The 25524-nt window shown below is 64.0% G+C and carries 21 protein-coding genes; 17 read left to right on the top strand and 4 right to left on the bottom strand.

Annotation, left to right across the window (positions count from 1 at the left end):
- Positions 1–185 precede the first annotated feature (185 nt).
- From WMN78_RS09675 to WMN78_RS09650, 6 genes are all read left to right on the top strand, one after another.
- Complete coding sequence (locus WMN78_RS09675) at positions 186–1286, top strand: ABC transporter ATP-binding protein (RefSeq protein ID WP_340533536.1); 1101 nt, start codon at positions 186–188, stop codon at positions 1284–1286.
- Positions 1286–1996 carry an ABC transporter permease gene (locus WMN78_RS09670; RefSeq protein WP_340533535.1) on the top strand — a complete coding sequence of 237 codons (711 nt, stop codon included), beginning with the start codon at positions 1286–1288 and terminating at the stop codon, positions 1994–1996. The genes WMN78_RS09675 and WMN78_RS09670 overlap by 1 nt, the downstream gene beginning before the upstream one ends.
- Positions 1993–2739 (top strand): ABC transporter permease, encoded by a 747-nt coding sequence (locus tag WMN78_RS09665; protein ID WP_340533534.1) that lies wholly within the window; start codon positions 1993–1995, stop codon positions 2737–2739. Before WMN78_RS09670 ends, WMN78_RS09665 begins: the two co-directional genes overlap by 4 nt.
- On the top strand, positions 2736–3692 hold the full coding sequence (locus tag WMN78_RS09660; RefSeq protein WP_340533533.1) for an ABC transporter substrate-binding protein: 957 nt from the start codon (positions 2736–2738) through the stop codon (positions 3690–3692). Before WMN78_RS09665 ends, WMN78_RS09660 begins: the two co-directional genes overlap by 4 nt.
- A gap of 128 nt (positions 3693–3820) precedes the next feature.
- The gene (locus WMN78_RS09655) at positions 3821–5041 is read left to right on the top strand and encodes a pyridoxal phosphate-dependent aminotransferase (protein WP_340533532.1); all 1221 of its coding nucleotides are present in this window, start codon (positions 3821–3823) and stop codon (positions 5039–5041) included.
- Between the two features lie 105 nt (positions 5042–5146).
- Positions 5147–6001, top strand: coding sequence for a polyphosphate kinase 2 family protein (locus tag WMN78_RS09650; protein ID WP_340533531.1), 855 nt, complete (start codon positions 5147–5149; stop codon positions 5999–6001).
- A gap of 82 nt (positions 6002–6083) precedes the next feature.
- On the opposite strand, the gene WMN78_RS09645 is transcribed toward WMN78_RS09650, so the two are convergent.
- Together WMN78_RS09645 and xseA are read right to left on the bottom strand one after the other, a co-directional pair.
- Positions 6084–6314 carry an exodeoxyribonuclease VII small subunit gene (locus tag WMN78_RS09645; protein WP_340533530.1) on the bottom strand — a complete coding sequence of 77 codons (231 nt, stop codon included), beginning with the start codon at positions 6312–6314 and terminating at the stop codon, positions 6084–6086.
- 64 nt (positions 6315–6378) lie between these two features.
- Positions 6379–7653, bottom strand: a complete 1275-nt coding sequence (gene xseA / locus WMN78_RS09640; RefSeq protein ID WP_425341141.1) for an exodeoxyribonuclease VII large subunit — start codon at positions 7651–7653, stop codon at positions 6379–6381.
- A 214-nt stretch (positions 7654–7867) separates the two neighbouring features.
- Here xseA and WMN78_RS09635 point away from each other — a divergent pair, with 214 nt between their 5' ends.
- Both WMN78_RS09635 and WMN78_RS09630 read left to right on the top strand, forming a co-directional pair.
- Positions 7868–8740, top strand: a complete 873-nt coding sequence (locus WMN78_RS09635; RefSeq protein WP_340533528.1) for a hypothetical protein — start codon at positions 7868–7870, stop codon at positions 8738–8740.
- 9 nt (positions 8741–8749) lie between these two features.
- Positions 8750–9829 (top strand): 4-hydroxy-3-methylbut-2-enyl diphosphate reductase, encoded by a 1080-nt coding sequence (locus WMN78_RS09630; protein ID WP_305941688.1) that lies wholly within the window; start codon positions 8750–8752, stop codon positions 9827–9829.
- A 76-nt stretch (positions 9830–9905) separates the two neighbouring features.
- On the opposite strand, the gene WMN78_RS09625 is transcribed toward WMN78_RS09630, so the two are convergent.
- Entirely contained in the window at positions 9906–11117 is a 1212-nt protein-coding gene (locus tag WMN78_RS09625; RefSeq protein WP_340533527.1) for a DNA recombination protein RmuC, read from the bottom strand.
- Positions 11118–11217: 100 nt separating this feature from the next.
- On the opposite strand from WMN78_RS09625, the gene ychF reads away from it, so the two are divergent.
- The 4 genes from ychF to WMN78_RS09605 all read left to right on the top strand — a co-directional run bounded on the left by ychF (position 11218) and on the right by WMN78_RS09605 (position 17194).
- On the top strand, positions 11218–12303 hold the full coding sequence (gene ychF, locus WMN78_RS09620; protein WP_340533526.1) for a redox-regulated ATPase YchF: 1086 nt from the start codon (positions 11218–11220) through the stop codon (positions 12301–12303).
- Positions 12304–12597: 294 nt separating this feature from the next.
- Positions 12598–14376, top strand: a complete 1779-nt coding sequence (locus tag WMN78_RS09615; RefSeq protein WP_340533525.1) for an ABC transporter family substrate-binding protein — start codon at positions 12598–12600, stop codon at positions 14374–14376.
- A gap of 179 nt (positions 14377–14555) precedes the next feature.
- Positions 14556–16097, top strand: coding sequence for an ABC transporter permease (locus WMN78_RS09610; protein WP_340533524.1), 1542 nt, complete (start codon positions 14556–14558; stop codon positions 16095–16097).
- On the top strand, positions 16094–17194 hold the full coding sequence (locus WMN78_RS09605) for an ABC transporter permease (RefSeq protein WP_340533523.1): 1101 nt from the start codon (positions 16094–16096) through the stop codon (positions 17192–17194). Before WMN78_RS09610 ends, WMN78_RS09605 begins: the two co-directional genes overlap by 4 nt.
- 24 nt (positions 17195–17218) lie before the next feature.
- Here WMN78_RS09605 and WMN78_RS09600 read toward each other — a convergent pair whose 3' ends face one another.
- Positions 17219–17848, bottom strand: a complete 630-nt coding sequence (locus WMN78_RS09600) for a PH domain-containing protein (protein ID WP_340533522.1) — start codon at positions 17846–17848, stop codon at positions 17219–17221.
- A gap of 76 nt (positions 17849–17924) precedes the next feature.
- On the opposite strand from WMN78_RS09600, the gene WMN78_RS09595 reads away from it, so the two are divergent.
- The 5 genes from WMN78_RS09595 to WMN78_RS09575 all read left to right on the top strand — a co-directional run bounded on the left by WMN78_RS09595 (position 17925) and on the right by WMN78_RS09575 (position 25431).
- On the top strand, positions 17925–19763 hold the full coding sequence (locus WMN78_RS09595; protein ID WP_340533521.1) for an ABC transporter ATP-binding protein: 1839 nt from the start codon (positions 17925–17927) through the stop codon (positions 19761–19763).
- Positions 19764–20001: 238 nt separating this feature from the next.
- Positions 20002–21690, top strand: a complete 1689-nt coding sequence (locus tag WMN78_RS09590) for an ABC transporter substrate-binding protein (RefSeq protein WP_340533520.1) — start codon at positions 20002–20004, stop codon at positions 21688–21690.
- A 132-nt stretch (positions 21691–21822) separates the two neighbouring features.
- Complete coding sequence (locus WMN78_RS09585; protein WP_340533519.1) at positions 21823–22752, top strand: ABC transporter permease; 930 nt, start codon at positions 21823–21825, stop codon at positions 22750–22752.
- Positions 22742–23692, top strand: coding sequence for an ABC transporter permease (locus WMN78_RS09580; protein WP_317780337.1), 951 nt, complete (start codon positions 22742–22744; stop codon positions 23690–23692). Before WMN78_RS09585 ends, WMN78_RS09580 begins: the two co-directional genes overlap by 11 nt.
- An 11-nt stretch (positions 23693–23703) precedes the next feature.
- On the top strand, positions 23704–25431 hold the full coding sequence (locus WMN78_RS09575) for an ABC transporter ATP-binding protein (protein WP_340533518.1): 1728 nt from the start codon (positions 23704–23706) through the stop codon (positions 25429–25431).
- Positions 25432–25524 lie beyond the last annotated feature (93 nt).

The raw sequence follows: 25524 nt of genomic DNA, 5'->3' as shown, positions 1-25524 counted from the left end.
CCTGCGCCGCCACCCATCCAACAGGCGAAGGTCACCGAATGCTTACGGTAGCCGCGGCACCGCTGACTTTGTCCATGCCGCTGGTTACGCTGTGTATACCCTGCTTTACAGCCGAAAATCAGGAAGCTTATGATCTTCCGGCTTGACCGTCCGATGTTGCCGCCAACAGTTAGGTAAGCCCGGAAATGGCTGAAGCCATGATCGAATTCCAGAGCGTCACCAAGCAGTACCAGAGCGGGCAGCCGGCCGTGGACAACCTCACCATGTCCATCGACAAAGGCTCCATTACGGTTTTTGTGGGTCCGTCCGGCTGCGGGAAGACCACCTCCCTGCGGATGATCAACCGCATGGTGGAGCCCACGTCGGGCACCATCACCGTGGACGGGAAGGACGTCACCTCGGTGCCTGCTGCGCAGCTGAGGCGGTCAATGGGCTACGTGATGCAGTCCTCCGGACTCATGCCGCACCGCTCCGTGCTGGATAACATCGCCACCGTTCCGCGGCTGAACGGCGTCTCCAAATCGGAGGCGCGCAAGCGCGCCGAGGAGCTGCTGGACGTCGTCGGGCTGGCTTCTGTACTCGGTAAGCGCTACCCCTCCCAGCTGTCCGGCGGCCAGCAGCAGCGGGTCGGAGTGGCGCGGGCGCTCGCCGCCGATCCGCCCGTGCTGCTGATGGACGAGCCGTTCAGCGCCGTCGACCCCGTGGTGCGTGACGAGCTGCAGCAGGAGCTCCTCCGGCTGCAGCGGGACCTGGCCAAGACCATCGTTTTCGTCACCCATGACATCGACGAAGCCACCGTCCTTGGAGACAAAGTGGCTGTGTTCGCCACGGGAGGCAAGCTGGCGCAGTACTCCACACCGGAGGAGATCCTCCGCGCACCGTCCAACGACTTCGTGGCCTCCTTCGTGGGCAAGGACCGGGGGTTCCGCCACCTGGCGTTTAGCCCGTCCGACGCCGTCACCCTGCACGACGTGCCAACGCTCAGCCACGGCGACCTCGCATCCGGAACGGCCCCTTCGGGGAGCGGCGACTGGCTGCTCGTGGTCGATGCGGATTCGCGTCCACTGGGCTGGTCCAGCCCTGGTGCGGGGTCCGCGCTCATCCCCGGCGGCTCGCTGTTCCGGAAAGGCGAGACGCTCCGGCGTGCCCTCGATGCGGCCCTGTCCTCGCCCTCGGGCCTGGGCGTCGCCGTCGACGCCGACGGCAAGCTCGCCGGCGTCCTCCGCGCGGATGAGGTGCTGGCGGTCATTGAATCGGCCCGGCTGGTCCGGCAGGGTGCCCTCTGATGGAATGGTTCCTGGCCAACAGCGGACGGGTCTTCGAACTGGCCGGCCAGCATCTGGTGCTGGCCATCCTGCCGATGGTTTTCGGGCTGCTGCTCTCGATCCCGCTGGCCCAGTTCGCGCGGCAGAACAGGACCCTGCGATCCGTGGTGGTTACGGCGACGTCCCTGCTGTACACGATTCCGTCCCTCGCCCTCTTCATCATCCTCCCGTCAATCCTGGGAACCAGGGTCCTGGACCCGGTCAACGTGATTGTGGCCCTCACGATCTACGCGGTGGCCCTCCTGGTGCGGGCCGCGCTCGACGCCTTCGACTCCGTGGATGAAGATCTCCGCCAGGCCGCCGTCGCCATGGGTTTCAAGCCCGCCGCGCGTTTCCTCCAGATCGACCTCCCGCTGTCCCTTCCCGTGCTGTTCGCCGGACTGCGGGTCGTGTCCGTCAGCAACATCTCGCTAGTGAGCGTGGCCGCCCTGCTCGGCATCGGAAACCTTGGGATGCTCTTTACGTCCGGGCTGCAGCGGGGCTTCATTACCGAAGTGATGGTCGGGATTATTGCCATCCTGGTACTGGCGCTGCTGATGGATGCGGTCCTGGTGCTCCTGGAACGGCTTCTGACGCCCTGGACCAGGGCTGCGGCACGGACCGACAAATCCGATCTCACCTCGGCGGCCGAGCGGTTGTCCGATGTCAGGACCGGGGGTGCCTCCGCATGAGCAACGTCTTCACGGATACGTTCGCGTGGCTGGGCGACCCGCTGCACTGGGCCGGAAGCGCGGGCATACCCGCCCGGCTGGCAGAGCACCTCCAGTACACGGGCCTGGTGATGCTGATAGCTACGGCCATAGCCGTCCCCGTCGGACTTTACGTCGGACACACCGGCCGCGGCCGGGTGGCGGTAGTTGCGCTGGCCGGGGCGCTCCGGGCACTGCCCACCCTTGGCCTGTTGACGCTCTTCGTCCTCCTTGCCGGTATCGGACTGATGCCGCCCATCTGGGCCCTCGTGATCCTCACCGTTCCTCCGCTGCTCGCAGGCACGTACGCCGGGATTGCCAACGTGGACCGGAACGTCGTGGACGCGGCCCGCGCCATGGGCATGACCGAACTGCAGGTGCTGTTCCGGGCTGAGTTTCCCAATGCCCTGACGGTGATGTTCGGCGGATTCCGGACCGGCGTGCTCCAGGTGATCGCCACAGTTTCCGTGGTGGCGTACATCAACCTTGGCGGCCTGGGCCGGTACCTCTTCGACGGCCTGGTGCTGTCCGATTTCCCGCAGATGCTGGGCGGTTCGCTGCTGATCGCAGCGCTGGCAATCGCCGTCGATCTGGTGCTCGCTGTTTTCCAGAGGCTGTTCCTGACCAGGGGAGCCCCTGCCACGCCACGCCGGGGCCAGCAGGCGCCGGCCAATCTCACAGACCCCGTGTCCGCGGAGCCTGTTGTTCAAGGAGGTACATCATGAAGGAAACCCACCCTAGTATCCTGGGCCGCCGCGCCTTCGGCGGCCTCGCCGCCGGCGTCGGACTGGCACTGGCGCTGTCGGCCTGCGGTGGCGGCTCGGATCCGCTGGGAAGCGCGCCCGCGACCAGTGGTTCGGGATCGGGTTCTGCGCTCGTGATCGGATCCGCAGATTTCCCTGAGAGCCAGATCATCGCTGAGGTCTATGCCGGTGCGCTCAACGCTGCCGGCGTGACCGCCAGCACCAAGCCGAACATCGGGTCCCGCGAGGTGTACTTCAAGGCGGTCCAGGACGGCTCCGTGGATGTCATTCCCGATTACAGCGGAAACCTCCTGCTGCACGTGGACAAGGAAGCCGCCGAGGTTTCGGCGGAGGACATCTTCAAGGCGCTCCCGGCCAAGTTGCCGGAAGGACTCGCGGTGCTGGAGGCTTCCAAGGCTGAGGACAAGGACGCCATGGTGGTGACCAAGGCGACCGCGGAGAAGTACCAGCTCAAGTCGATCGAAGACCTCGCCAAAGTCTGCAGCGAGCTGGTGGTGGGAGCCCCGGCCACCTTTGCCGAGCGCGCCTACGGCCTGCCGGGGCTGAAGAAGAACTACAGCTGCGAGCCCAAGAAGCTGGAACCGTTCAGCGACGGCGGCGGCCCCATCACCGTGAAGGCGCTGCTGGAGGACCAGGTCCAGGTCGCGGACATTTACACCACGACGCCGGCAATTGCCGACAATGACCTGGTGGTCCTGGAAGACCCCAAGAACAACTTCATCGCCCAGCAGGTCCTGCCGCTTTACAACAAGGCCAAGATGACGGACAAGGCGAAGGAAGCGCTCAACTCAGTTTCCAAGATCCTCACCACGGAAGACCTGATTAACCTCAACCGCGCCGTCAGCGGCAGCCAGAAGCAGAATCCGAAGGACGCAGCAGCGGCCTGGCTCAAGGACAAGGGCCTGGTGAAATAGCACCGGCTAACCAACACCACCACGACGGCGCCTGCCGGACCTTTGGAGGTCCGCCAGGCGCCGTCCGTCGTTTCAGCTGTGAGTCACGTCTCAGCTGAAGTACATCCTCCATATGGCATATTTGATAGATGGCAGAATTCAAGCAGTCCACCAAGCTTCATAATGTCCTCTACGACATCCGTGGACCGATTCTTCAGGCCGCCCAGCAGATGGAGGCAGAGGGTCACCGCATCCTCAAACTGAACATCGGAAACCCGGCCCCCTTTGGGTTTGAAGCGCCGGACGCCATCCTGGTTGACATGATCCGCCACCTGCCGCATGCCCAGGGATACAGTGATTCCCGCGGCATATTCTCCGCCCGGACCGCGGTCTCGCAGTACTACCAGACCCGCGGCATCCAGAACATCCACGTCGACGACATTTACCTCGGCAACGGCGTCAGCGAGCTCATCACCATGTCGCTCATGGCCCTCCTCGACGACGGCGACGAAGTTCTCATCCCCACGCCGGACTACCCGCTGTGGACTGCCTCGGTAGCGCTGGCCAGCGGGCGCCCCGTGCATTACCTCTGCGATGAGGAATCCGGCTGGCAGCCGGACCTGGAGGACCTTGAATCAAAGATCACCCCGCGGACCAAGGGAATCGTGGTGATCAACCCGAACAACCCCACCGGTGCGGTGTATCCCGAGGAGACCCTCAAGAAAATCGTGGCCTTGGCGGAAAGGCACGGGCTGGTCCTTTTCGCCGATGAAATTTACGAGAAGATCCTGTACGAGGACGCCGTCCACGTGAACCTCGCGGGCCTCACGGGTGACGATGTCCTGTGCCTGACCTTCAGCGGGCTGTCCAAGGCCTACCGCGTGTGCGGGTACCGGGCCGGCTGGATGGCGATTTCCGGGCCGAAGAAGGACGCCGCCGACTACCTCGAAGGCATCAGCCTGCTGGCCAACATGCGGTTGTGCGCCAACGTGCCCGCCCAGCATGCCATCCAGACGGCGCTAGGCGGATACCAGAGCATTAACGACCTGATCCTGCCCGGCGGGCGCTTGCTGGAACAGCGGAACAAAGCGTATGACCTGCTCAACGCCATCCCCGGCGTCAGCACCCAGCAGGCCAGGGGAGCGCTGTACTTGTTCCCGAAACTGGATCCTGAGGTCTTCCACATCCGAGACGACGAGAAATTCGTCCTGGACCTGCTCCGCGAACAGAAGATCCTCGTCTCCCACGGGCGCGCCTTCAACTGGGTTCGGCCGGACCACTTCCGGATGGTCACCCTGCCCAACGTGAAGGACATCGAAGAGGCAATTGGCCGCATGGGGGACTTCCTGAGCCGGTACCAGGGGAACTAGCCTGATCTCAGCAGCGCCGCCCGGTGGATCCCGGGCGGCGGCAGCCGGATGCGGGCGCGAGGACGCGGCCCTCCGGACTGGCGGCACATCGGCGGAAGGCTTCTCATGGCACGCATTGAAACATTCGACGAACACCCCTCCGGGACCTTGGCGGCAGGTGATGGATTCAAGCTGGCCGATGTGGACCCCGATTCCACCCCGGGATACCCCGGCGGAAAATCCGACGGGCAGGCCCTCCTGGCCGAACTCGACGGCAAACTTGCCACCTTGCAGGAAAAGTTGTTCGCTGAGGCCAAATTTGGGGGCAGCAAGCGCATCCTCCTGATCCTCCAAGCCATGGACACCGCCGGAAAGGGCGGCATCGTGGCGCACGTGGTGGGTGCCATGGACCCGCAGGGCGTGCAGCTCAAGGCGTTCAAGGCGCCCACCGACGAGGAGAAATCCTACGACTTCCTGTGGCGGATCGAGAAGGAAGTGCCGGCCGCCGGAATGGTGGGCGTCTTTGACCGCTCGCACTACGAGGACGTCCTCATCCACCGGGTCCGCGGCTGGGCCTCCCCGCAGGAGATTGAGCGGCGCTACGTTGCGATCAACGAATTTGAAGCCAGGCTGACGGACACCGGCACGAAGATCGTCAAGGTGATGCTGAACATCAGCCGGGACGAACAGAAAGCCCGCCTGCTTGCCCGGCTGGACGATCCCTCGAAGCACTGGAAGTACAGCAGCGGCGACCTGAAGGAGCGCGCTTTCTGGGACGACTACATGGCCGCCTACCAGGCTGCATTCGACAACACCCACACCGAGGTGGCGCCCTGGCATGTGGTGCCCGCGAACAAGAAATGGTACGCGCGCATCGCCGTGCAGCAGTTGCTGCTCCAGGCCATGGAAGACCTCAACCTTGAATGGCCCGCCGCAGAGTTCGACGTCGCCCTGGAACGCAGCCTGGTGGAACGGACCTGACGGGTCCGTGTACCTTCGCGGGGTCCGCTAGCGAAGCCCGGCGGCCTAAGACTCCGGCCCGGCCTGGTTCCGGGCGGCGGGTTTACGCCTCCGGCCCGGCCTGGTTCCGGGCGGCGGCCAGCCGTTTGCGGGCGCCCTCCAGCCAGTCCTCGCAGCGCCTGGCCAGGGCCTCGCCCCGTTCCCACAGCGCGAGCGAGTCCTCCAGGCTGGCGCCGCCGGCTTCCAGCTTGCCCACGACGGCCACGAGTTGCTCCCGGGCCTCCTCGTAGCTCAGTGCTTCGATGTCCGCATTCGGATTCTGAACTGCTGCCAATGTGTTGCTCCCTGCTGGTGATGAATGGGTGGACGATGCGGTTCGCTTTCGGAGCGGGACCGGTTCAGCTGCTCGTAATCCGGTGGCCGCCCGTGGACCGGGCGGAAAAGCTTCCGCCCGCAACCCGCACGAAAAGGTCCGAGCCCTCCGGAGCCTGCGCGGGGTGCCGGACGACTTCCTGAAGGGCGTCTGCTTCCTGGTCCGCCCCGGCGACCTGCACCACGGCGTAGCCACGGTCCAGCGTCTGCTGCGGCGAGAGGGAGCGCACCTGGTTGCGCAGGTGGAGGATCTGGTCTGCGCCCCTCAGGACGGCCGTGCTGATGGCTGCACGGGAGCGGCTGCTGAGCCGTGCCACATCTTCGGCGCGGGCGCTGACCATGACCTCAGGCGCCGCGAGCACGGGCCGCGAATGCAGGGAGGCCAGCCGGTCGGATTCCCGATCCACCAGCCGGTTCACTCCGCGCCGCAGCTGGTCCCGGGCCTGCCGTACCCTCGCGAGCTCCTCCGTCACGTCAGGAACGATCCGCTTGGCGGCGTCCGTGGGCGTGGAGGCCCGAAGGTCCGCGACGTCGTCGAGGATGGGGCGGTCCGCTTCGTGGCCGATCGCGCTGACCACCGGGGTGGACGCGTTGGACACCGCCCTGATCAGCTCCTCATTGCTGAAGGGGAGAAGGTCCTCAAGCGCACCACCGCCGCGGGCAATCACAATGACGTCAACGTGCGGGTCAGCATCGAGTTCCCGCAGGGCGCCCATGATCTGGGAGACGGCAGTATTTCCCTGCACCGCGACTTCCCGGACCTCGAATTCGACGGCGGGCCACCGGAGAGCGGCATTGCGCAGCACGTCCTTCTTTGCGTCGGAATCGCGTCCGGTGATTAGCCCGATGCGGTGGGGGAGGAGCGGGAGGCGTTTCTTCCGGGAATCCGCAAACAGTCCTTCCAGGGAAAGCGCATGGCGAAGCCGCTCAATCCGCGCCAGCAGGTCACCGAGTCCCACCGGACGGATGTCCTTGACCGACATGTTCAGTCGTCCGGTCTTGAGCCAGAACTCGGCCTTCAGGAGCGCCACGACCCGGGAACCCCGTTCCAGGGGAACCTCCTGGCGATCCAGCACATTCGACCAGATGGAGGCGGGCAGGGAAATCTCGGCGTCCACATCCCGGAGCGTCATGAAGGCGCTGCCGCCACGGCGGTTCAACTCAATGACCTGGCCCTCCACCCAGGCCGATGGCGTCCGGTCGATGTGGGCTTTGAGCTTCTGGGACAGCAGCTGCAGGGGCCAGGGATTGTCCGGACTCGTTTCGGCAGCCGTAGCAGGAACCGTGGTGGCCGCGGGCATGTTGTCAGCCACGGCAGGACCGTGACGGGGAGGGAGCCTGGGGCATGGGAATCCTTTGCGGGTGGCAGTGCATTAAAACGGCAGTGCATCAAAACGGAATGGCATCAAACCAAATCAACTCTATCCATAGCTCTACCACTGTCCGCCGACATTTTTTGCTTCCCGGCCGGCACCCCTAGGATGGCAGTACCGCCAACCACAACCGAGGAATCCCTTGCGCACTTTTGTCTCAGCTGCCGCCGTCATCCTTGGACTGCTGCTGGCCGCCGCCTCCGTTCCCGCTATCTGGGTGGACCGGAACATTGTGCAGGAGGACGGCTTTGTTTCCCTCGCCGCCCCCCTGGGCAAGGACACCGTCTTCCAGCAACGGCTGGCTTCGGCCGCGGTCGGCAGTATTGATCCGGCAGGGGGGATTCCTGAACCGTTTGCGGAACTGGTCCAGCCGATCCTTGACGCTGCCGCCACATCCCTGACCACGCTCCCCGGCTATCCGGCGGCGTGGGAGGAAACGCTGAGGAAGAGCCACCGGCTTAATTTCCCGGCTTCCGGGGCTGCCACCTCAGAGGCTGAACCGTCCACGTCCCTCACCCTGGACGTGGCGCCCCTGGTCGGCCTGCTGACCAAGCAGATTTCGGACGCCACCAACGTTCCGCTGGATGCGCCGGATCAGACGCTCATCGACATCGGGCAACCGAGCCAGCGCCAGCTCGTGGACCAGGTGTCGGCCTATGCCCCCATGGGATATGCACTGGCGGCCGGCTCGGCGATCGCCCTTCTGCTGGCCCTCATAGCCGCCCGTCGGCGCTGGACTGTGCTCGTAGGGGCGGGACTCGGAGCGCTGGTGCTGGCTTCGGTCTGGAAACTCGGCTCCGACGCGGCTGGCCTCGCGGTGGGCGGGACGGCCAGCGGCAACGAAGTGGCGGACATCTTCAAGAGTGAATTCGTGGCGGCATCGTCCGAGCGTTTCGGACAGTGGATCGTGGCAACCCTTATTGCCGGTGCAGTCCTCATCGTGGCTGGCGTCATTCTCCGCGTTGTTGCCGGCGCCGTTGCGGGCCGCACAAGCGGCGACCAGCGTTCCCGGTAGCATTGAACAATGACTTCCTCAGCTGTCTCCATCCCCATGCCTTCAATTCCACGCAGGCGCCGTTCGCCTGAGGACGTGCTGGCTGCGGCCCCGGTGTCAGGTCCCAAAAAGGTGCTGCTCGCGGCTCCCCGCGGCTACTGCGCCGGAGTGGACCGGGCCGTCATCGCGGTGGAGAAGGCACTGGAACACTACGGTCCGCCTGTCTACGTGCGTAAACAGATCGTCCACAACGTCCACGTCGTGAGCTCGCTCGAGGAAAAAGGCGCCATCTTCGTAGATGAGACCGATGAGGTCCCCGAAGGCGCCCTGGTGATCTTCTCGGCCCACGGGGTGTCGCCGGCCGTAGTGCAGTCCGCAGAGGACCGCGGGCTGCGCACCATCGACGCCACCTGCCCGCTGGTGACCAAGGTGCACCGGGAAGCTGTCCGTTTCGCGAAGGACGACTTCGACATCCTCCTCATTGGCCACGACGGCCACGAGGAAGTTGAAGGAACCGCAGGCGAAGCCCCAGAGCACATCCAGATCATCAACGGTCCGCACGAAGTGGACAAAGTGACGGTCCGGGACCCGGAAAAAGTCATCTGGCTTTCGCAGACCACACTGAGCGTGGATGAAACGATGGAAACCGTCCGGCTGCTGAAGGAACGCTTTCCGACGTTGCAGGATCCGCCCAGCGACGACATCTGCTACGCCACCACCAACCGCCAGGTGGCCATCAAGAAGATCTCGCCGCAGGCCGATCTGGTCATTGTGGTGGGCTCCGCCAACTCCTCCAACTCTGTCCGCCTCGTGGAGGTTGCCCTGGAATACGGGGCCAAGGCCTCCTACCGCGTCGACTTCGCCAATGAAGTGGACGAAGCCTGGTTCGAGGGCGTCGCCACGGTTGGCGTCACCTCCGGTGCGTCCGTTCCGGAGGTGCTGGTCAAGGATGTGCTGCGGCTCCTCGCCGACTACGGCTACGGCGCCGTGGAAGAAGTGGTCACGGCGGAGGAGGACCTGCTCTTTTCGCTTCCCAAGGAGCTTCGCGCAACGCTGAAGAAATCCGGCGACGTGACCCGCGCCCTGGGAGGGCGCGGAGCGCGGGTCTGACCGCCGGCTGATTCCCGTCAGGCTGATTCCCGCCCGGCTGCGGGCTTCGCGGCCGGACGGGAAGCGCCGCCGCGGGCTACGCGGCTGACTCCTCCGACTGGAGTTCCGGGGCAGCCACCGACCGGGGCGTCACCTCGATCGCCGGCGGCGTCACCAGCCCTTCGGCTTCAAGGGCGTTGAGCTTTCGTGCCGTGGGAAGGACACGTGCTTCGAGTGTCCCGACCATCGAGTTGTAGCGATCCACGGAAGTTTTCAGCGACGACCCCAGCTTGGTTACGTTGTCGCCGAGCGTTCCCATCCGCTCGTAGAGTTGCCGCGCCAGCTCAAACAGCTCCCGTGCGCTGTCTGTCAGCACGTCCTGGCGCCAGGTGAAAGCCACGGACTTCAGGACGGCCAACAGGGTGCCGGGGGACGCCAGCACCACGTTCTTGGCCAGCGCGTAGTCCAGGAGGCCGGGATCCGCCGCCAGCGCGGCGGCCAGAATGGATTCTGCCGGCAGGAAGCAGATCACGAGTTCCGGCGAATTGCCCGGAATGTCCCAATACTTCTTGTTGCTCAGGGCGTCCACATGGGCTTTGAGGGCTTTGGCGTGTGCTGCCAGCAACGCGTTCTGGCCGTTGAGCGCGGGCCCCTGCTGCTGGCGTCCCGCCGCCGTCCCCAGATCCTGGGCCTCAAGGTAGGACGCCAAGGGTACCTTGGCGTCGACCACCAGCTGCTTCTCACCAGGGAGCTGGACCACGAGGTCGGGCCGTACAGCTGCGCCCGTACCGGCGCTGTGTTGCTGCTCGTGGAAATCCACGTGGCGGAGCATGCCGGCGGCTTCCACGACCCGCCGCAGCTGGACTTCACCCCACTGGCCGCGGGCGCTGTTGGACCGCAAGGCAGACTCCAGGGCATGGGTTGAGCGGAGAAGCTGCTCGTCCGAGAGGCGTGCCTCCTGTAACTGCTGTGCCAGCTGTCCGTATTGTTCCAAGCGGTCGCGTTCGAGCAGGGACACCTGCTGCTGCACCGCCGTGAGCTTCTCCGCCACGGGGGCGAGGGCCCGGAGGAGGCTGCCGTCCTGGTTGCGTGACTCGCCCAGCTCCCGGTTCTGTACCGACAGAAGGCGCCGCTCGGCGTCGGCCGCCGCGAACTCCGCGTTGACCTCCGAAAGGCGGGCCGAGACGCCGTCGAAATCCTGCTCCAGGGCTACGGTCCGGCGCCGGAGCATCACGTAACTGCAGGCGGCGCCGATCACCGCGCCGAGAACCAGCATTAACAGGGCAAGTATCAGTGCAAAAGCGTCCATAGGTTCACTTTGGCACGGGCCCCTGACATTTTTGGCGCAGACGCCCGCGCGCCAGGCGGCAGATAAGGGCCGGGCCCGATTACCGGTAGAATTAGTGCTCGTGGCTCTTACTATTGGCATCGTCGGACTGCCCAACGTCGGCAAATCAACCCTTTTCAACGCACTGACCCGCAACCAGGTGCTCGCGGCGAACTACCCGTTCGCCACGATCGAGCCGAACGTCGGCGTGGTCAACCTGCCGGACCCGCGGCTGGCCAAGCTGGCCGCCGTCTTCGGATCGCAGCGCCTGCTGCCTGCTCCGGTGTCGTTCGTCGACATCGCCGGGATCGTCAAGGGCGCGTCGGAGGGCGAAGGCCTGGGCAACAAGTTCCTCGCCAACATCCGCGAGGCCGAGGCCATCGCGCAGGTCGTCCGCGTGTTTGATGACCCCGACGTCATCCACGTTGACGGCAAAGTGGATCCCCGCTCCGACATGGAGACCATCAACACCGAACTGATCCTGGCTGACCTTCAGACCATCGAAAATGCGATTCCCCGGATCGAAAAAGAAGTCAAGATCAAAAAGCGCGACGCGGCCGAGCTGGCCGCCATCAAGGCGGCACAGGCCGTACTTGAACGCGGCGACACCATCTTCTCCTCGATCAAGAGCGACAAGCTCGAGATGGAGCACCTTAAGGAGCTCGGCCTGCTCACGGCCAAGCCCTTTATCTACGTCTTCAACTCGGATGAAGGTATTCTGGGCAGCCCCGAGAAACAGGAAGAACTGCGCGCCATGGTTGCTCCGGCGGACGCCGTCTTCCTCGACGCCAAGCTTGAATCCGACCTCGTGGAACTGGACGAGGAAGAAGCCCGCGAGATGCTGGAGATGAACGGCCAGGACGAGTCAGGCCTCGACCAGCTGGCGCGCGTCGGCTTCCACACGCTGGGACTGCAGACCTACCTGACGGCCGGTCCCAAGGAAACCCGCGCCTGGACCATCCACCAGGGGGACACCGCCCCGCAGGCCGCGGGCGTCATCCACTCGGATTTCCAGCGTGGTTTCATCAAGGCCGAAGTTGTCTCTTTCGATGACCTTATCGAGGCCGGTTCCATGGCTGAGGCAAAGGCCCGCGGCAAGGTCAGGATCGAAGGCAAGGAATATGTCATGGCCGACGGCGACGTCGTGGAGTTCCGCTTCAACGTCTAGCAGGACCAGCCACAGGCCGCGACGAAGCATTAACGGTGAAAGCCCCGATTCCTCGGAATCGGGGCTTTCTGTTGTCAGGGCCCAATCCCGGCCGGATGAAAACGGTTCCGCAGGTGCTTTGTTGCAGCTCGGTAACAACCTTTACCCATGGGCAACTTTGGTCCCATGGGCATTCTTTTCGGGTCTAGGCTACTGCTCATGTGAGACCAGCCACATTCTCACTGGGGGAATGGGCGGTCTGGCCGGCGCCTACAGCGGCGGTCTTTTCAACACCACAGAAACATAGGAGGCGGAATGCGCTTAGGTCGTATTTCCAAAGCGGTAGGCGTCGCGGCTGCTGCCGCGCTAGCTCTCAGCGCCTGCGCCGGCAACAGCGGCGGGACAACCCCGTCAAGCGCTACTGCCGGCAAACAGGGTGGTTCAGCCACGGTGGTCGAGGTGAACGCGTTCAACACGTTCAACCCCAACACTGCCGATGGCAACACGGACATCAACTCGAAGATCAGCTATGCCACCCACTCGGGTTTCTACTACATCGACAACCAGCTGAACGTTGTGCGCAACGAGAAGTTCGGCAAGATGGAAAAGACTTCCGATGACCCGCTGACGGTGAAGTACACCATCAATGAGGGCGTGAAATGGTCCGACGGCACTCCGGTGACGGCGGCCGACCTCCTGCTGCAGTGGGCAGCATTCTCGGGGTACTACGATGACGTTGACTCGGAGGCGAAGACGGGTACGCAGTACTTCTCCTACGCCGGCGACCCCACCGGACTCAAGCTCACTGATTTCCCCGAGCTCGGCGACGACAACCGCTCCATGACCATCAAGTACTCCAAGCCTTTCGCCGACTGGGAAACCGTTCTTGGCGGTCCGGGCATCGACATTGCAGCGCACGTCCTGGCCAAGGGAGCCGGCCTCACCGACGCCAAGGCATTGGTGGACTACCTGAAGGAAAAGCCCAAGGGCGACGCCAAGGCACCCAAGCCCGCCGATGAGAAGCTGAAGGCCATGGCTGACCTTTGGAACACCGGCTTCGACACGAAGACGCTGCCTTCCGACCCCAGCCTCTTCCTGTCCAACGGTCCCTACATCGTCAAGAGCATCACCCAGGACCAGTCCCTGACCATGGTCCGCAACAAGGACTACAACTGGGGCCCGGAAGCGAGCCTGGACGAGATCACCGTCCGCTACATCGGTTCCGCTCCGGCGCAGGTCCAGGCACTCAAGAACGGCGAAGCTGACATCATCGCCCCCCAGGCCTCGGCAGACACCATCGAGCAACTGAAGGCGCTTGAGAGCCAGGGCGTCACTGTGGAACAGGGCAACCAGCTCTCCTACGACCACATCGACCTGAACTACTCGGGTCCGTTCGCCGAGAAGAGCGTCCGCGAAGCATTCATGAAGACGGTCCCGCGCAAGGACATCGTCGACAAGATCGTGAAGAAGCTCGATCCGGAAGCCAAGCCGCTCGACTCGCAGCTCTTCGTTCCGGCTCAGGCAGCCTACGAGGAATCCGCAAAGAACAACGGTTCCTCGGCATACCAGGACGTGGACATTGACGGCGCCAAGGCACTCCTTGCCGGCAAGACCCCCGAAGTCCGGATCATGTACAACAAGGACAACCCCAACCGCGTTGACGCCTTCTCCCTGATCCGCGAATCCGCCACCCAGGCCGGCTTCAAGATCGTCGACGGCGGACTGGGTGCCTCCGACTGGGGCAAGGCCCTGGGCGACGGCAGCTACGATGCCACCATCTTCGGCTGGATCAACCCGGGCGTCGGTGTATCCGGCGTGCCGCAGATCTTCCGTAGCGGCAACGGCTCCAACTTCAACCTCTTCAGCGACCCGGAAGCCGACAAGCTGATGGACGAGCTGATCGTCACCACCGACCGCAGCAAGCAGGACGAGCTGATTACGCAGATCGACAAGAAGATCTGGGCGTCCGCATACGGCCTTCCGCTCTTCCAGTCCGTAGGAGTGGACGCCTACAGCGACCGCATCACGGGCGTGAAGTTCATGCCGAACCAGACCGGTGTCTGGTGGAACTTCTGGGAGTGGGCCGAGAAGTAAAGCCCCCGCTCAGCGAGTGAACAGCAGGAGAAGGCGCCGGGACACATGCACCAACGTCCCGGCGCCTTCTCCGGCACCACCGGCATTCCGCCGGCTTTCCGCCCACCTCATTCGGGAAGCCGGACTGATTCTGCGATGGGCCCGGTGAGATCCCGGCCCGGATATAGAGGCTTTCCACCATGGTGACGTACATCGTCCGGCGGCTGATTACGGCCGCACTCATACTTCTCGGGGCATCATTCCTCGTGTACCTCCTGACAGCGTCGTCAGGGGATCCACTGGAGGAATTCCGCGCCAGCAGCGCCCCGAACAAGCAACAGCTCATGGACTCACGCAGCCAGCTCCTTGACCTGGACACCCCGGCCCCGCTCCGGTACTTCAAGTGGCTTGGCGGAGCAGCCAGGTGCCTGGTTCCGTTCGGCGGTTCCTGCGACCTTGGCAAGAACATCGCCGGGCAGCCGATTACCGAAGCCCTGGGCTTCGCGCTCGTTCAAACTCTCACACTCGTCACCGGCGCCACGATCCTGGCCATCCTTATCGGTATTGCCCTCGGCATCATCACGGCACTGAGGCAGTACAGCGCCCTGGACTACGGCGTGACCTTCATGGCGTTCCTGTTCTTCTCACTGCCAATCTTCTGGGTCGCGGTGCTGTTGAAGGAATACGGAGCCATCGGATTCAACGATTTTCTCCGCAATCCCGAAATTCCGCTGCCGGTGGCACTGGGGATCGGCGCCGTCGCCGGCTTGATCGTTGCCGTTGCCGTAGGTGGGGCGACCCGCCGCCGGCTTGTTTCGGGCGGCGTCGTGTTCCTCGGAGTAAGCCTCATCCTGATCTATTTCTCGGTTGTCCAGTGGTTCCGGAATCCCGGCCTTGGCCCGGTGGTCATTGCGATTGCCGGCGTGGGCCTCGCGTTCGCCGTGACTCTGTTGGTGGCCGGGCTGAAGAACAGGAAGGCGCTACAGGCATCGCTCATCGTGGTGGGACTTGGACTGGTTGCGTACTTTGCCGTCCAGCCGCTCCTTAACCAGGCGACGGCGCTCATGATCGTTCTCCTGGCCCTCGGGACAATCGGCGTGGGCGTTGGAACGGGCTACCTGATGGGCGGCTACGACCGGGGCCAGTCGATGCGAGCTGCCGGCATCACCGCCTTCCTGGTGGGCGGACTTATCCTGATGGACCGCTTCATGCAGGCCTGGCCCAGCTACTTCAGCAACAGCAGGGTGCGCGGCAGGCCCATCGCCACCATCGGGGCAGGCACCCCCAACATCCAGGGCGACTTCTGGATCCTGACACTGGACACCTTTACCCACCTGATTCTTCCGACGATGGCCCTTATCCTTGTCTCGCTGGCAAGCTACACACGGTTCACCAGGTCGTCCATGCTGGAAATCATGAACATGGATTACATCAGGACAGCCCGTGCCAAGGGCCTTTCCGAACGGTCCGTGGTGATGGGCCATGCGTTCCGCAACGCGCTGATTCCCATCGCAACGATCGTGGCGTTCGATATCGGGGCGCTCATCGGCGGGGCCGTCATCACGGAGACCGTGTTCTCCGTGCGCGGCATGGGGTTCTTGTTCCTGGACGGCATCATGCACACCGACCCGAACCCCGTCATGGGCGTCTTCGTCTGCGTGGCAGTCACGGCGATGGTGTTCAACCTGATAGCAGACCTTGCGTATTCCGCACTCGATCCCCGCGTAAGGATTAAGGCATGAGCCAGCCTACCCAGCAGGAAGAATTCCTCGCCGAACACTCGCACCCCAGGCCCCCGGGCGCACCCCTCGAGCCCGACGCGAAAGGGCTGAGCCAGGGGCAGATTGTCCGTAAGCGGTTCCTCGGCCACAGCGGAGCCATCGCCGGCCTGGTCATCTTCTCCGTCATCTTCCTGATGGCCTTCACCTCCGTGGGCTGGGCCGGGATCCCGGGCTGGTGGAAATACGACCATCTGGATGTCTCGCCGCTGGTCAACGACGGCGTTCCGACGGCCTCGCTGTGGCCGCCGGCCTGGGGCGAACACCCGTTCGGGCAGGACCGGATCGGGCGCGACCTCTTCGCCATGACCATGCGCGGAGCCCAGCAATCCATCACCATCATGCTCCTGATCGGCACCATCGCCGGCCTGCTGGGCACCGTGGTGGGCGGACTGTCCGGATACTTCCGCGGCTGGGTGGAAGCCATCCTGATGCGGATCACCGACGTCATCATCATCATCCCTGTACTGCTGCTCGCCGCGGTCGTGGCCCAGAGCGTCAACCGCAGGGACCAGGGAGGCTGGCTGTCGGGCTTCGCGGCCAGCAACGGCATCCTGGTCCTCGGAATCTTCCTGGGCCTCGTCAGTTGGGTCGGCCTCGCCCGGCTGATGCGTGGAGAGTTCCTCACCCTGCGTGAGCGGGAGTTCGTTGATGCGGCCCGCATCTCGGGCGCCAGCAATTCACGGATCATTTTCAAGCACATCCTGCCCAATGCCGTCGGCGTGCTGATCGTGAACGTGACCCTGACCATGTCCGCCGCCATCCTCCTGGAGACGGCACTGAGCTACCTCGGCGTCGGCGTGAAATCCCCGGACACTTCCCTGGGCCTGCTCATTTCGCAAAACCAGGAAGCATTCGCCACCCGGCCCTGGCTGTTCTGGTTCCCCGGCCTCTTCATTGTCCTGATCTGCCTCAGCATCAACTTCATCGGCGACGGTTTGCGGGATGCCTTTGATCCGAGGCAGAAGAAGTTCAACGCCAAGAAGGCCAAGGAGACCCGGGCGTCCGGTGAACCGGCCAAGGTTCCGGCTCCCGCAGCCGACGGGCCTGCAGGCGACTGAATGCGCTTTTATCGGGCATCCGCCCTAAGGAACTGCGACACCCCAGTAGCTGGCGGCCAGGAGGACGGCGGTGACGGCCAGTGCCGTCCACCGGAATGTCACCCTGACAGCCGTTGTTCCAGCGCTTCCGGCGTCCACGGCACCCGCTTCAACCAAGGCTTCCCAGCGCCCGCGAACCAGCCGGGCTGCCTGGCCGGAGTCCGTGGTTTTCAGGTCGCCCGGGCGAACGGACTTCCCCGGTCCGTATGTCGCGGACGGAAGCCCCTTGAGGTCCTCAGGGCGGGCGTTCCGGCCGCCCCAGATTCCCGGCGCCGGTGCAGCCCAGGAAACATAGTTCCTGGCCGGCGTGACCAGGGTCAGGGCGTACCGGGTGTCAACATTGACCAGGGCGGCCCACGGCACGTCAACGGACCGGAACGGATTCTCCAAGGTAATGCCGTCGTCGTGGACCACCACGGACGGCATCCAGAAGAGCAGCCAGCCGAGAAAGCCGATCAGCAGCAGCGGGCCCGCACCCACGAGGGCGGCCGGCCCGCCGGCCGCCGCAGTAACAACGAGGCCAAGGGCTGCGACCAGCCAGGAAAGCCACGCGAACCACTTGTTGGTGCTGGCTTTGAAGACTTCAACATTTCCGGCGTGCGGCACACTGCTCATGCCCCTAATAATTCAGGATTCCAGGCCGCAGCACTAATCTCCCGTGCAGCCGCGGCCTGGGCGGAAGGGAACCGTCATGACTGACAACATCACCCCGAACCAGGACACGGCCCCGGCGCAGGACCCGGCCAAGGGAGCAGTTGTCCTTGAGGTCCGCGACCTCAGCGTCGACTTCGGCGTGGACAAAAAGTGGGTGCCCGCGGCCATCGGCCTGAATTACGAAGTCAGGGCAGGCGAGGTCCTGGCCATTGTGGGGGAGTCCGGCTCCGGCAAGAGTGCCAGTTCCATGGCCTTGCTGGGCCTGCTGCCCAGCAACAGCCGGGTGTCCGGCAGCGTCCGCCTCTCGGGAAAAGAGCTCCTCGGAGCCAGTGCGGCAAACATCCGGGAGGTACGCGGCAAGGACGTGGCCGTGATCTTCCAGGAACCCATGACCGCCCTGAACCCCGTGTACACAGTCGGGGCGCAGATCGTGGAGACGGTGCGGCTCCATAACGAAGTCTCACCGGAGCAGGCCAAGGAACGTGCCCTGCGGATGCTGGAACTGGTGGAACTTCCGGACCCCGAGAAGGCTTTCAAGTCCTACCCGCACCAGCTGTCCGGCGGCCAGCGTCAACGGGCCATGATTGCGCAGTCGCTGTCCTGCGACCCCAAACTGCTGATTGCCGACGAGCCCACCACAGCCCTCGATGTCACCGTCCAGGCCGAGATCCTGGACCTCATGCGAAACCTGCGGAACAAGCTGGACAGCGCCATTGTGCTGATTACCCATGACATGGGCGTGGTGGCGGACCTCGCAGACCGGATCGCCGTCATGCGGCGGGGGCTGATCGTGGAAACCGGAACGGCGGAGCAGGTCTTCCGCAACCCCCGGCACGAATACACCCAGGCGCTGCTGGCGGCGGTGCCGCACCTCGGCCAGGGCAGCGCGGAGGAAGGGCAGGAAGTGGACGTCACGGCCGCGCTGGCCGCTGCCACACACGCTGAGCTGGAATCAGTGGATCCCGAGGAACTAATCCGCCGCGAGCGGGAGAACGCTGCGGCGCTTGCCGCTGCGGCCGCCGGGGAACAGATTCAGGGCGAACCCGTACTTGAACTTACCGATGTGGCCATCGAGTATCCCAAACAGGGCCGTGTGCCTGCCTTCAGGGCCGTCGAGGGCGCAAACCTCGTGATCTACCCGGGCCAGGTGGTGGGTCTGGTCGGCGAATCCGGCTCAGGCAAGACCACCATCGGCCGCGCGGCCGTTGGTCTGCTTCCTGTCGCTGCCGGCACCATGCGGGTTGTGGGCCAGGACATTTCCGGCGCCAAGAGAAACGGCAAGCAGTTGCACCACGTCCGCCGGCACATCGGCATGGTGTTCCAGGACCCGTCGTCGTCGTTGAACCCGCGGCTTCCGATCGGCGAGAGCATCGGCGAACCCATGTTCCTCGCCGGGGAAGCAAAGGGGAGCGGGCTGCAAAAGCGGATCGAGGCCCTCCTGGACCAGGTTGAGCTGCCCCGGAGCTACCGGAACCGTTATCCGCACGAGTTGTCCGGCGGGCAGAAGCAGCGCGTCGGCATCGCGCGGGCGCTGTCGCTCAAACCCAAGCTGATGGTGGCGGACGAACCGACATCCGCACTTGACGTGTCGGTGCAGGCAAAAGTGCTTGAACTGTTCCAGAACCTCCAGAGGGAACTCGGCTTCGCCTGCCTCTTTGTGACCCATGACCTGGCCGTGGTGGACGTGCTGGCCGACCACATCTGCGTGATGCAGCGGGGAAGGATCGTTGAGCAAGGCACACGGGACCAGATTCTGCGCAATCCGCAGGAACCCTACACCCAGCGACTGCTGGCGGCCGTGCCGCTGCCGGACCCCGAAAAACAGCGTGAGCGGCGGGAGCTGCGGGCGCAGCTGCTGGCAAGCGGAGTGCAGTAGCGTAAGTCACATCAGGTGTAGGCTACCACTGAGTAACCTGTGACTTGAAATACTCCAGTGTTGTCGTTACTGGTCAAATTGTGACCGGGTTACAGTTTGGCAACAGAGTTCCAATATCTGGACATTTTGCGGTTAGGCTACTCACTTATGTATGCCACGTCACAGGACACCTCTGTGCCCGGCTTGCGGGGAAGCACAAGCCTTCCCTACTCAACTCCCACAACTCATAGGAGGCGGAATGCGTTTTTCGCGCACTTCCAAAGCACTGGGCATGGTGGCCATCGCGGCCCTTGCCCTGACCGGATGCGGCGCCGCCGGAGGCGGCTCCACGGACGGTGCCAGCCAGGCTGCCGGCGACCCCAGCAAGGTCATCACCGCGTACAGCAATGAACCGCAAAAGCCCCTGATGCCCGCCGATACCGGCGAAGTGTACGGTGGCCGCGTCGTCGAGCTTCTGTTCGAGGGCCTGCGTAGCTACGACCCCAGCGGCAAGTCCGTCGACGCCCTGGCCGAGTCCATCGAGTCCCCGGACGGCCAGAATTACACCATCAAGGTCAAGTCCGGCAGCAAATTCACCAACGGTGAGGACGTGACCGCCAAGAGCTTCGTTGACGCCTGGAACTTTGCCGCCCTGAGCACCAATGCCCAGAGCAACAGCAGCTTCTTCGAATCCATCGAAGGCTACGACGCAGTCAGCGCCACCAAGACGGAGAAGGGCGCGGACGGCAAGGACACCGACGTCCCTGCCCCCACCGCGGAAACCCTCTCCGGCCTGGCACTGAAGGACGATTCCACCATCACGGTCAAGCTGACCCAGCCGGAAGCTGACTGGCCGCTGCGCCTCGGCTACTCCGCCTTCATGCCGCTGCCGGCAGATGCCATCAAGGACCCGAAGAAGTTCGGCGAGAACCCAGTGGGCAACGGTCCGTACAAGATGGCCAAGGAAGGCGCCTGGCAGCACGACAGCCAGATCGAACTGGTCAAGAACGCTGACTACAAGGGTGCCCGCGAAGCCAAGAACGGCGGCGTGACCTTCAAGTTCTACACCGACCCGGCTCCGGCCTACACGGACATCCAGGGCAACAACCTCGATGTCACCGACGTCCTGCCGACGGACGCCCTGAAGACCTACACCACGGACTTCCCTGAGAACCACCTCAACAAGCCGTACGCGGGCAACTCCACCCTGAACATCCCGGGTTACCTTCCCGAGTTCCAGGGCGAAGCAGGCAAGCTCCGCCGCCAGGCGCTGTCCATGGCCATCAACCGCGAAGAGATCACCAAGGTCATCTTCTCCGGCACCCGCATCCCGGCCAAGGACTTCACCTCCCCGGCTGTTGACGGCTACAACGAGAATGTTGCGGGCTCCGAGGTCCTGAAGTTCGACGCCGCCAAGGCGAAGGAACTGTGGACCCAGGCCGACGCCATCAGCCCGTGGCCGGCAGACAAGACCCTCCAGCTTGCCTACAACACCGACGGCGGCAACAAGGAATGGATCGACGCCGTCGCCAACAACTTCAAGAACAACCTGGGAATCAAGGCCGAAGGCCAGCCGTTCGCCAAATTCGCTGAAATCCTGAAGCTGCGTACCGCCAAGGGCCTCCCCGGCCTGACCCGTGCCGGTTGGCAGGCTGACTACCCGTCGCTGTACAACTTCCTCGGCCCGCTCCTGAAGACCGGAGCCAGCGCGAACTACGAGGGCTACACAAACCCCGAGTTCGACAAGCTCCTCACTGAAGGCCTCGGCGCCAAGTCCACGGACGACGCCAACAAGAAGTTCACCGAGGCCCAGGAGATCCTGTTCGAGGAACTCCCGAACCTGCCGCTGTGGTACTCCGCACGCCAGGCCGTCTGGAGCCAGAACGTCAGCAACGTTGACGCTGGCTGGAACGGTGTTCTGCAGTACTGGGCCATCACCGCCAAGTAATTTCGGAACAAATCCACGTCAAAAGCTCATGGGGGTTCGGCCACAAAGCCGGGCCCCCATAGCCTTGGAACCGGCACGAAAGCTGTCCTACATGATCCCCCTTAGCCCCACAAACGCGCAGGAGGAGTTGCTGTGATCCAGTACATCCTCCGGCGCCTGCTGCAGATCATTCCGGTGTTCATCGGAACCACGCTGCTCGTCTACTTCATGGTCTTTGCCCTTCCCGGCGACCCGATCCGGGCGCTGTTCGGCGACCGTCCCCCCAGCGAAGCCGTCATTGCGCAGCTCCGCCAGCAGTACAACCTCGACCAGCCGTTCTGGGTGCAGTACGGGCTCTTCCTCAAGAACCTGTTCACCTTCAACCTCGGTGTCGATTTCACCGGCCAGCCCATTGCGGCATCCCTGGGCCGGATCTTCCCCGTGACCGTCATGCTCGCCGTTGAAGCCCTGATCATCCAGGCCGTCTTCGGCGTGACCTTCGGCCTCATTGCCGGACTCCGCAAAGGAAAGGTCTTTGATGCGACGGTGCTGGTTGCCTCGCTGGTGGTCATCGCCATCCCCACGTTTGTGCTCGGCTTCGTCCTGCAGCTGCTGATCGGCGTGCAGCTCGGCTGGGCCAAACCCACGGTCGGCGCAAATGCGGACTGGGGCAACCTGATCCTTCCGGCCACCGTGCTGGGACTGGTCTCCTTCGCCTACGTCCTCCGGCTGACGCGTGCATCGGTCATCGAAAACATGAACGCCGACTATGTGCGCACCGCCACCGCGAAAGGCCTGTCACGGCCCCGCGTGGTGGTCACCCACATCCTGCGTAACTCCATGATTCCGGTCATCACCTACCTGGGCGCCAGCCTCGGCGGCCTGATGGGCGGGGCCATTGTCACGGAAAGTATCTTCAACGTCCCCGGCGTTGGCCAGAAGTTGTTCCAGGCTGTCATCCGCAGCGAAGGCCCCACCGTGGTCGCGATTGTCAGCGTGCTGGTGCTCGTCTTCGTCGTTGCCAACCTGTTGGTCGATTTGCTGTACGCCTGGCTTGATCCAAGGATCCGTTATGAAAACTAATCGCGAAATCGAGCACTTTGTTGCCCCCGTGGAGGAGACCCCTCTGCTCGCAACGGACTCGCTCAAAACGGACCAGGCACCGCTGAGCCTCTGGGCAGATGCCTGGCGCAAGCTCCGCCGTCGTCCGCTGTTCATTATTTCCGCCGTGATGATCGCACTGATCATCATTGTGGCGCTCTTCCCCGGCCTGTTCACCCAGGTGGCTCCGAACGACAACTGCCAGCTGGCGAATTCGGACGGCGCCCCGGCAGCGGGGCATCCGCTCGGCTTCACCTTCCAGGGCTGCGACGTCTATTCCCGGATCATTCACGGAACCCAGGCATCGCTGATGGTGGGCGTTTTCTCCGTGCTGTTCGTCCTCATCATCGGGGTCACCCTCGGTGCACTCGCGGGATTCTACGGCGGCTGGATCGACGCGGTCATTGCCCGCCTCGGTGACATCTTCTTCGCCCTGCCCCTCATCCTCGGTGCACTCGTTGTCTCACAGCTCCCGTTCATGCGTGAAAACCGGGGCGTCTGGACCGTGGTCATGGTCCTGGTGGTGCTGGGCTGGCCGCAGATGGCCCGCATTACGCGCGGAGCAGTGATCGAAGTGCGCAATGCAGACTTCGTGACCGCTGCGCGTTCGCTGGGCGTTTCGCGGCTCGGCTCACTGATCCGGCACGTGCTGCCCAACGCACTCGCGCCGATCATCGTCCTGGCCACCATGGAGCTTGGCGTCTTCATCGTCGCGGAAGCAACGCTGTCCTTCATCGGCATTGGCCTGCCGGGGAGCATCATGTCCTGGGGTAACGACATCGCCGCCGCCAAGTCGTCCGTCCGCACCAACCCGGCCATCCTGCTGTACCCGGCCATGGCGCTGTCCGTCACCGTCCTGAGCTTCATTATGCTCGGCGATGCCCTGCGCGACGCCCTTGACCCGAAGAGCCGCCAACGATGAACGAGGCAACCATGACAACTTCCGACGTCATTATCAGCGAGGCGGACCGGGCGGATAAGCCGCTCCTGGAAATCCGCGACCTCGCCATCTCCTTCCAGACCGGCTCGGGTGAAGTCCAGGCTGTCCGGAACGCCCACCTGACCATCATGCCGGGTGAAACCGTCGCAATCGTGGGGGAATCAGGCTCGGGAAAGTCGACGACGGCGCTGGCCGCGATCGGGCTGCTTCCCGGCAACGGCCGGGTCTCCGGCGGGCAGATCCTGCTGGACGGCGAGGACATTTCGCAGGCCCCTGAAAAGCGCATGATCGAGCTGCGCGGCAACACCATCGGCATGGTCCCGCAGGACCCGATGTCCAACCTCAACCCGGTGTGGAAGATCGGCTACCAGGTCAAGGAAACGCTTCGTGCCAACGGACGGCCCTGCGGGCCGGCAGACGTTGCGAGAGTGCTTGCACAGGCAGGTCTTCCCGACGCCGAGCGGCGCGCGAAGCAGTACCCGCACGAGTTCTCCGGCGGCATGCGCCAGCGGGCGCTGATCGCGATCGGCCTCTCCTGCCAGCCCCGGCTGCTTATTGCAGACGAGCCAACCTCCGCCCTCGATGTGACGGTGCAGCGCCAGATCCTCGATCACCTTGAACAGATGACCTCTGAACTGGGCACCTCTGTACTCCTCATCACCCATGACCTGGGCCTGGCCGCAGAACGTGCGGACAAAGTGGTGGTGATGTACCGGGGCAACGTGGTGGAAGCTGGTCCGTCGCTGGAACTGCTGCAGAACCCGCAGCACCCGTATACGCAGCGCCTTGTGGCCTCGGCGCCGTCGCTGGCTTCGCGGCGCATCCAGGTGGCCAAGGAGCTTGGCGTCGAGTCGGATGAACTGCTTGCTCCGGGCACGAGTCCCGGCGGGGCTGTGGTGGTTAAGCCGACCATGACCGAAGACGTGCTGCAGATCCAGAACCTCCGCAAGGTGTTCAAGCTTCGGTCCGGTTTCGGGAAGTCAACGGACTTCACCGCCGTCGACGACGTTTCATTCAGCGTCAAACGCGGAACCACGACGGCGATCGTGGGGGAGTCGGGTTCCGGCAAGTCCACCGTGGCGCAGATGGTGCTGAACCTCCTGCAGCCGACGTCAGGCAAGATCGTGTTCGACGGCGTGGACACCTCCACGTTGAACAACAAGGAGATCTTCGCCTTCCGCCGCCGGGTGCAGCCGATCTTCCAGGACCCTTACGGCTCGCTTGATCCGATGTACAACATCTTCCGGACCATCGAGGAACCGCTGCGGACGCACAAGATCGGTGACAAGGCCAGCCGCGAGAAGAAGGTCCGTGAGCTCCTGGACCAGGTGGCGCTGCCGCAGTCCACCATGCAGCGGTACCCGAACGAGCTGTCCGGCGGCCAGCGCCAGCGTGTCGCCATTGCCCGGGCACTGGCGCTCGACCCTGAAGTGATCATCTGCGACGAAGCGGTCTCCGCCCTCGATGTGCTGGTCCAGGCGCAGGTGCTGAACCTGCTCGCCGAGCTTCAGTCCAGGCTGGGACTGACCTACCTGTTCATCACCCACGACCTTGCCGTGGTCCGGCAGATCGCGGACCACGTGTGCGTGATGGAAAAGGGCAAGCTGGTTGAGACCGGTTCAACTGACGACGTCTTCGACGCACCGCAGCGGGACTACACGAAGGCGCTGCTCAACGCCATCCCGGGTGCCCGGCTGATGCTCCCGCCCGAAGTCGCCTGAGCAGGTTGCCTGAGTAGTCAGGCAGAAAGAGGAGCCGGCCTCCGCCCGTCAGGGGGAGGCCGGCTCCTTTCCGTCCCTAAGCGTCAACTCGCC

Source organism: Arthrobacter oryzae, assembly GCF_037911235.1.
Lineage (GTDB): Bacteria > Actinomycetota > Actinomycetes > Actinomycetales > Micrococcaceae > Arthrobacter > Arthrobacter oryzae_E.
Note: the sequence above shows the minus strand (reverse complement) of the source record. Positions and strands in the feature narration are given on the sequence as shown.

Excerpts from the sequence above, each read along its gene's own strand:
- WMN78_RS09595 (WP_340533521.1), top strand. The coding sequence starts at position 17,925 with ATGACTGACAACATCACCCCGAACCAGGACACGGCCCCGGCGCAGGAC.
- WMN78_RS09615 (WP_340533525.1), top strand. The coding sequence starts at position 12,598 with ATGCGCTTAGGTCGTATTTCCAAAGCGGTAGGCGTCGCGGCTGCTGCC.
- WMN78_RS09575 (WP_340533518.1), top strand. The coding sequence starts at position 23,704 with ATGACAACTTCCGACGTCATTATCAGCGAGGCGGACCGGGCGGATAAG.
- WMN78_RS09610 (WP_340533524.1), top strand. The coding sequence starts at position 14,556 with ATGGTGACGTACATCGTCCGGCGGCTGATTACGGCCGCACTCATACTT.
- xseA (WP_425341141.1), bottom strand. The coding sequence starts at position 7,653 with ATGCCCGCGGCCACCACGGTTCCTGCTACGGCTGCCGAAACGAGTCCG.
- WMN78_RS09665 (WP_340533534.1), top strand. The coding sequence starts at position 1,993 with ATGAGCAACGTCTTCACGGATACGTTCGCGTGGCTGGGCGACCCGCTG.
- WMN78_RS09580 (WP_317780337.1), top strand. The coding sequence starts at position 22,742 with ATGAAAACTAATCGCGAAATCGAGCACTTTGTTGCCCCCGTGGAGGAG.
- WMN78_RS09605 (WP_340533523.1), top strand. The coding sequence starts at position 16,094 with ATGAGCCAGCCTACCCAGCAGGAAGAATTCCTCGCCGAACACTCGCAC.
- WMN78_RS09655 (WP_340533532.1), top strand. The coding sequence starts at position 3,821 with ATGGCAGAATTCAAGCAGTCCACCAAGCTTCATAATGTCCTCTACGAC.
- WMN78_RS09660 (WP_340533533.1), top strand. The coding sequence starts at position 2,736 with ATGAAGGAAACCCACCCTAGTATCCTGGGCCGCCGCGCCTTCGGCGGC.
- WMN78_RS09600 (WP_340533522.1), bottom strand. The coding sequence starts at position 17,848 with ATGAGCAGTGTGCCGCACGCCGGAAATGTTGAAGTCTTCAAAGCCAGC.
- WMN78_RS09670 (WP_340533535.1), top strand. The coding sequence starts at position 1,286 with ATGGAATGGTTCCTGGCCAACAGCGGACGGGTCTTCGAACTGGCCGGC.
- WMN78_RS09625 (WP_340533527.1), bottom strand. The coding sequence starts at position 11,117 with ATGGACGCTTTTGCACTGATACTTGCCCTGTTAATGCTGGTTCTCGGC.
- WMN78_RS09650 (WP_340533531.1), top strand. The coding sequence starts at position 5,147 with ATGGCACGCATTGAAACATTCGACGAACACCCCTCCGGGACCTTGGCG.
- WMN78_RS09630 (WP_305941688.1), top strand. The coding sequence starts at position 8,750 with ATGACTTCCTCAGCTGTCTCCATCCCCATGCCTTCAATTCCACGCAGG.
- WMN78_RS09675 (WP_340533536.1), top strand. The coding sequence starts at position 186 with ATGGCTGAAGCCATGATCGAATTCCAGAGCGTCACCAAGCAGTACCAG.
- WMN78_RS09590 (WP_340533520.1), top strand. The coding sequence starts at position 20,002 with ATGCGTTTTTCGCGCACTTCCAAAGCACTGGGCATGGTGGCCATCGCG.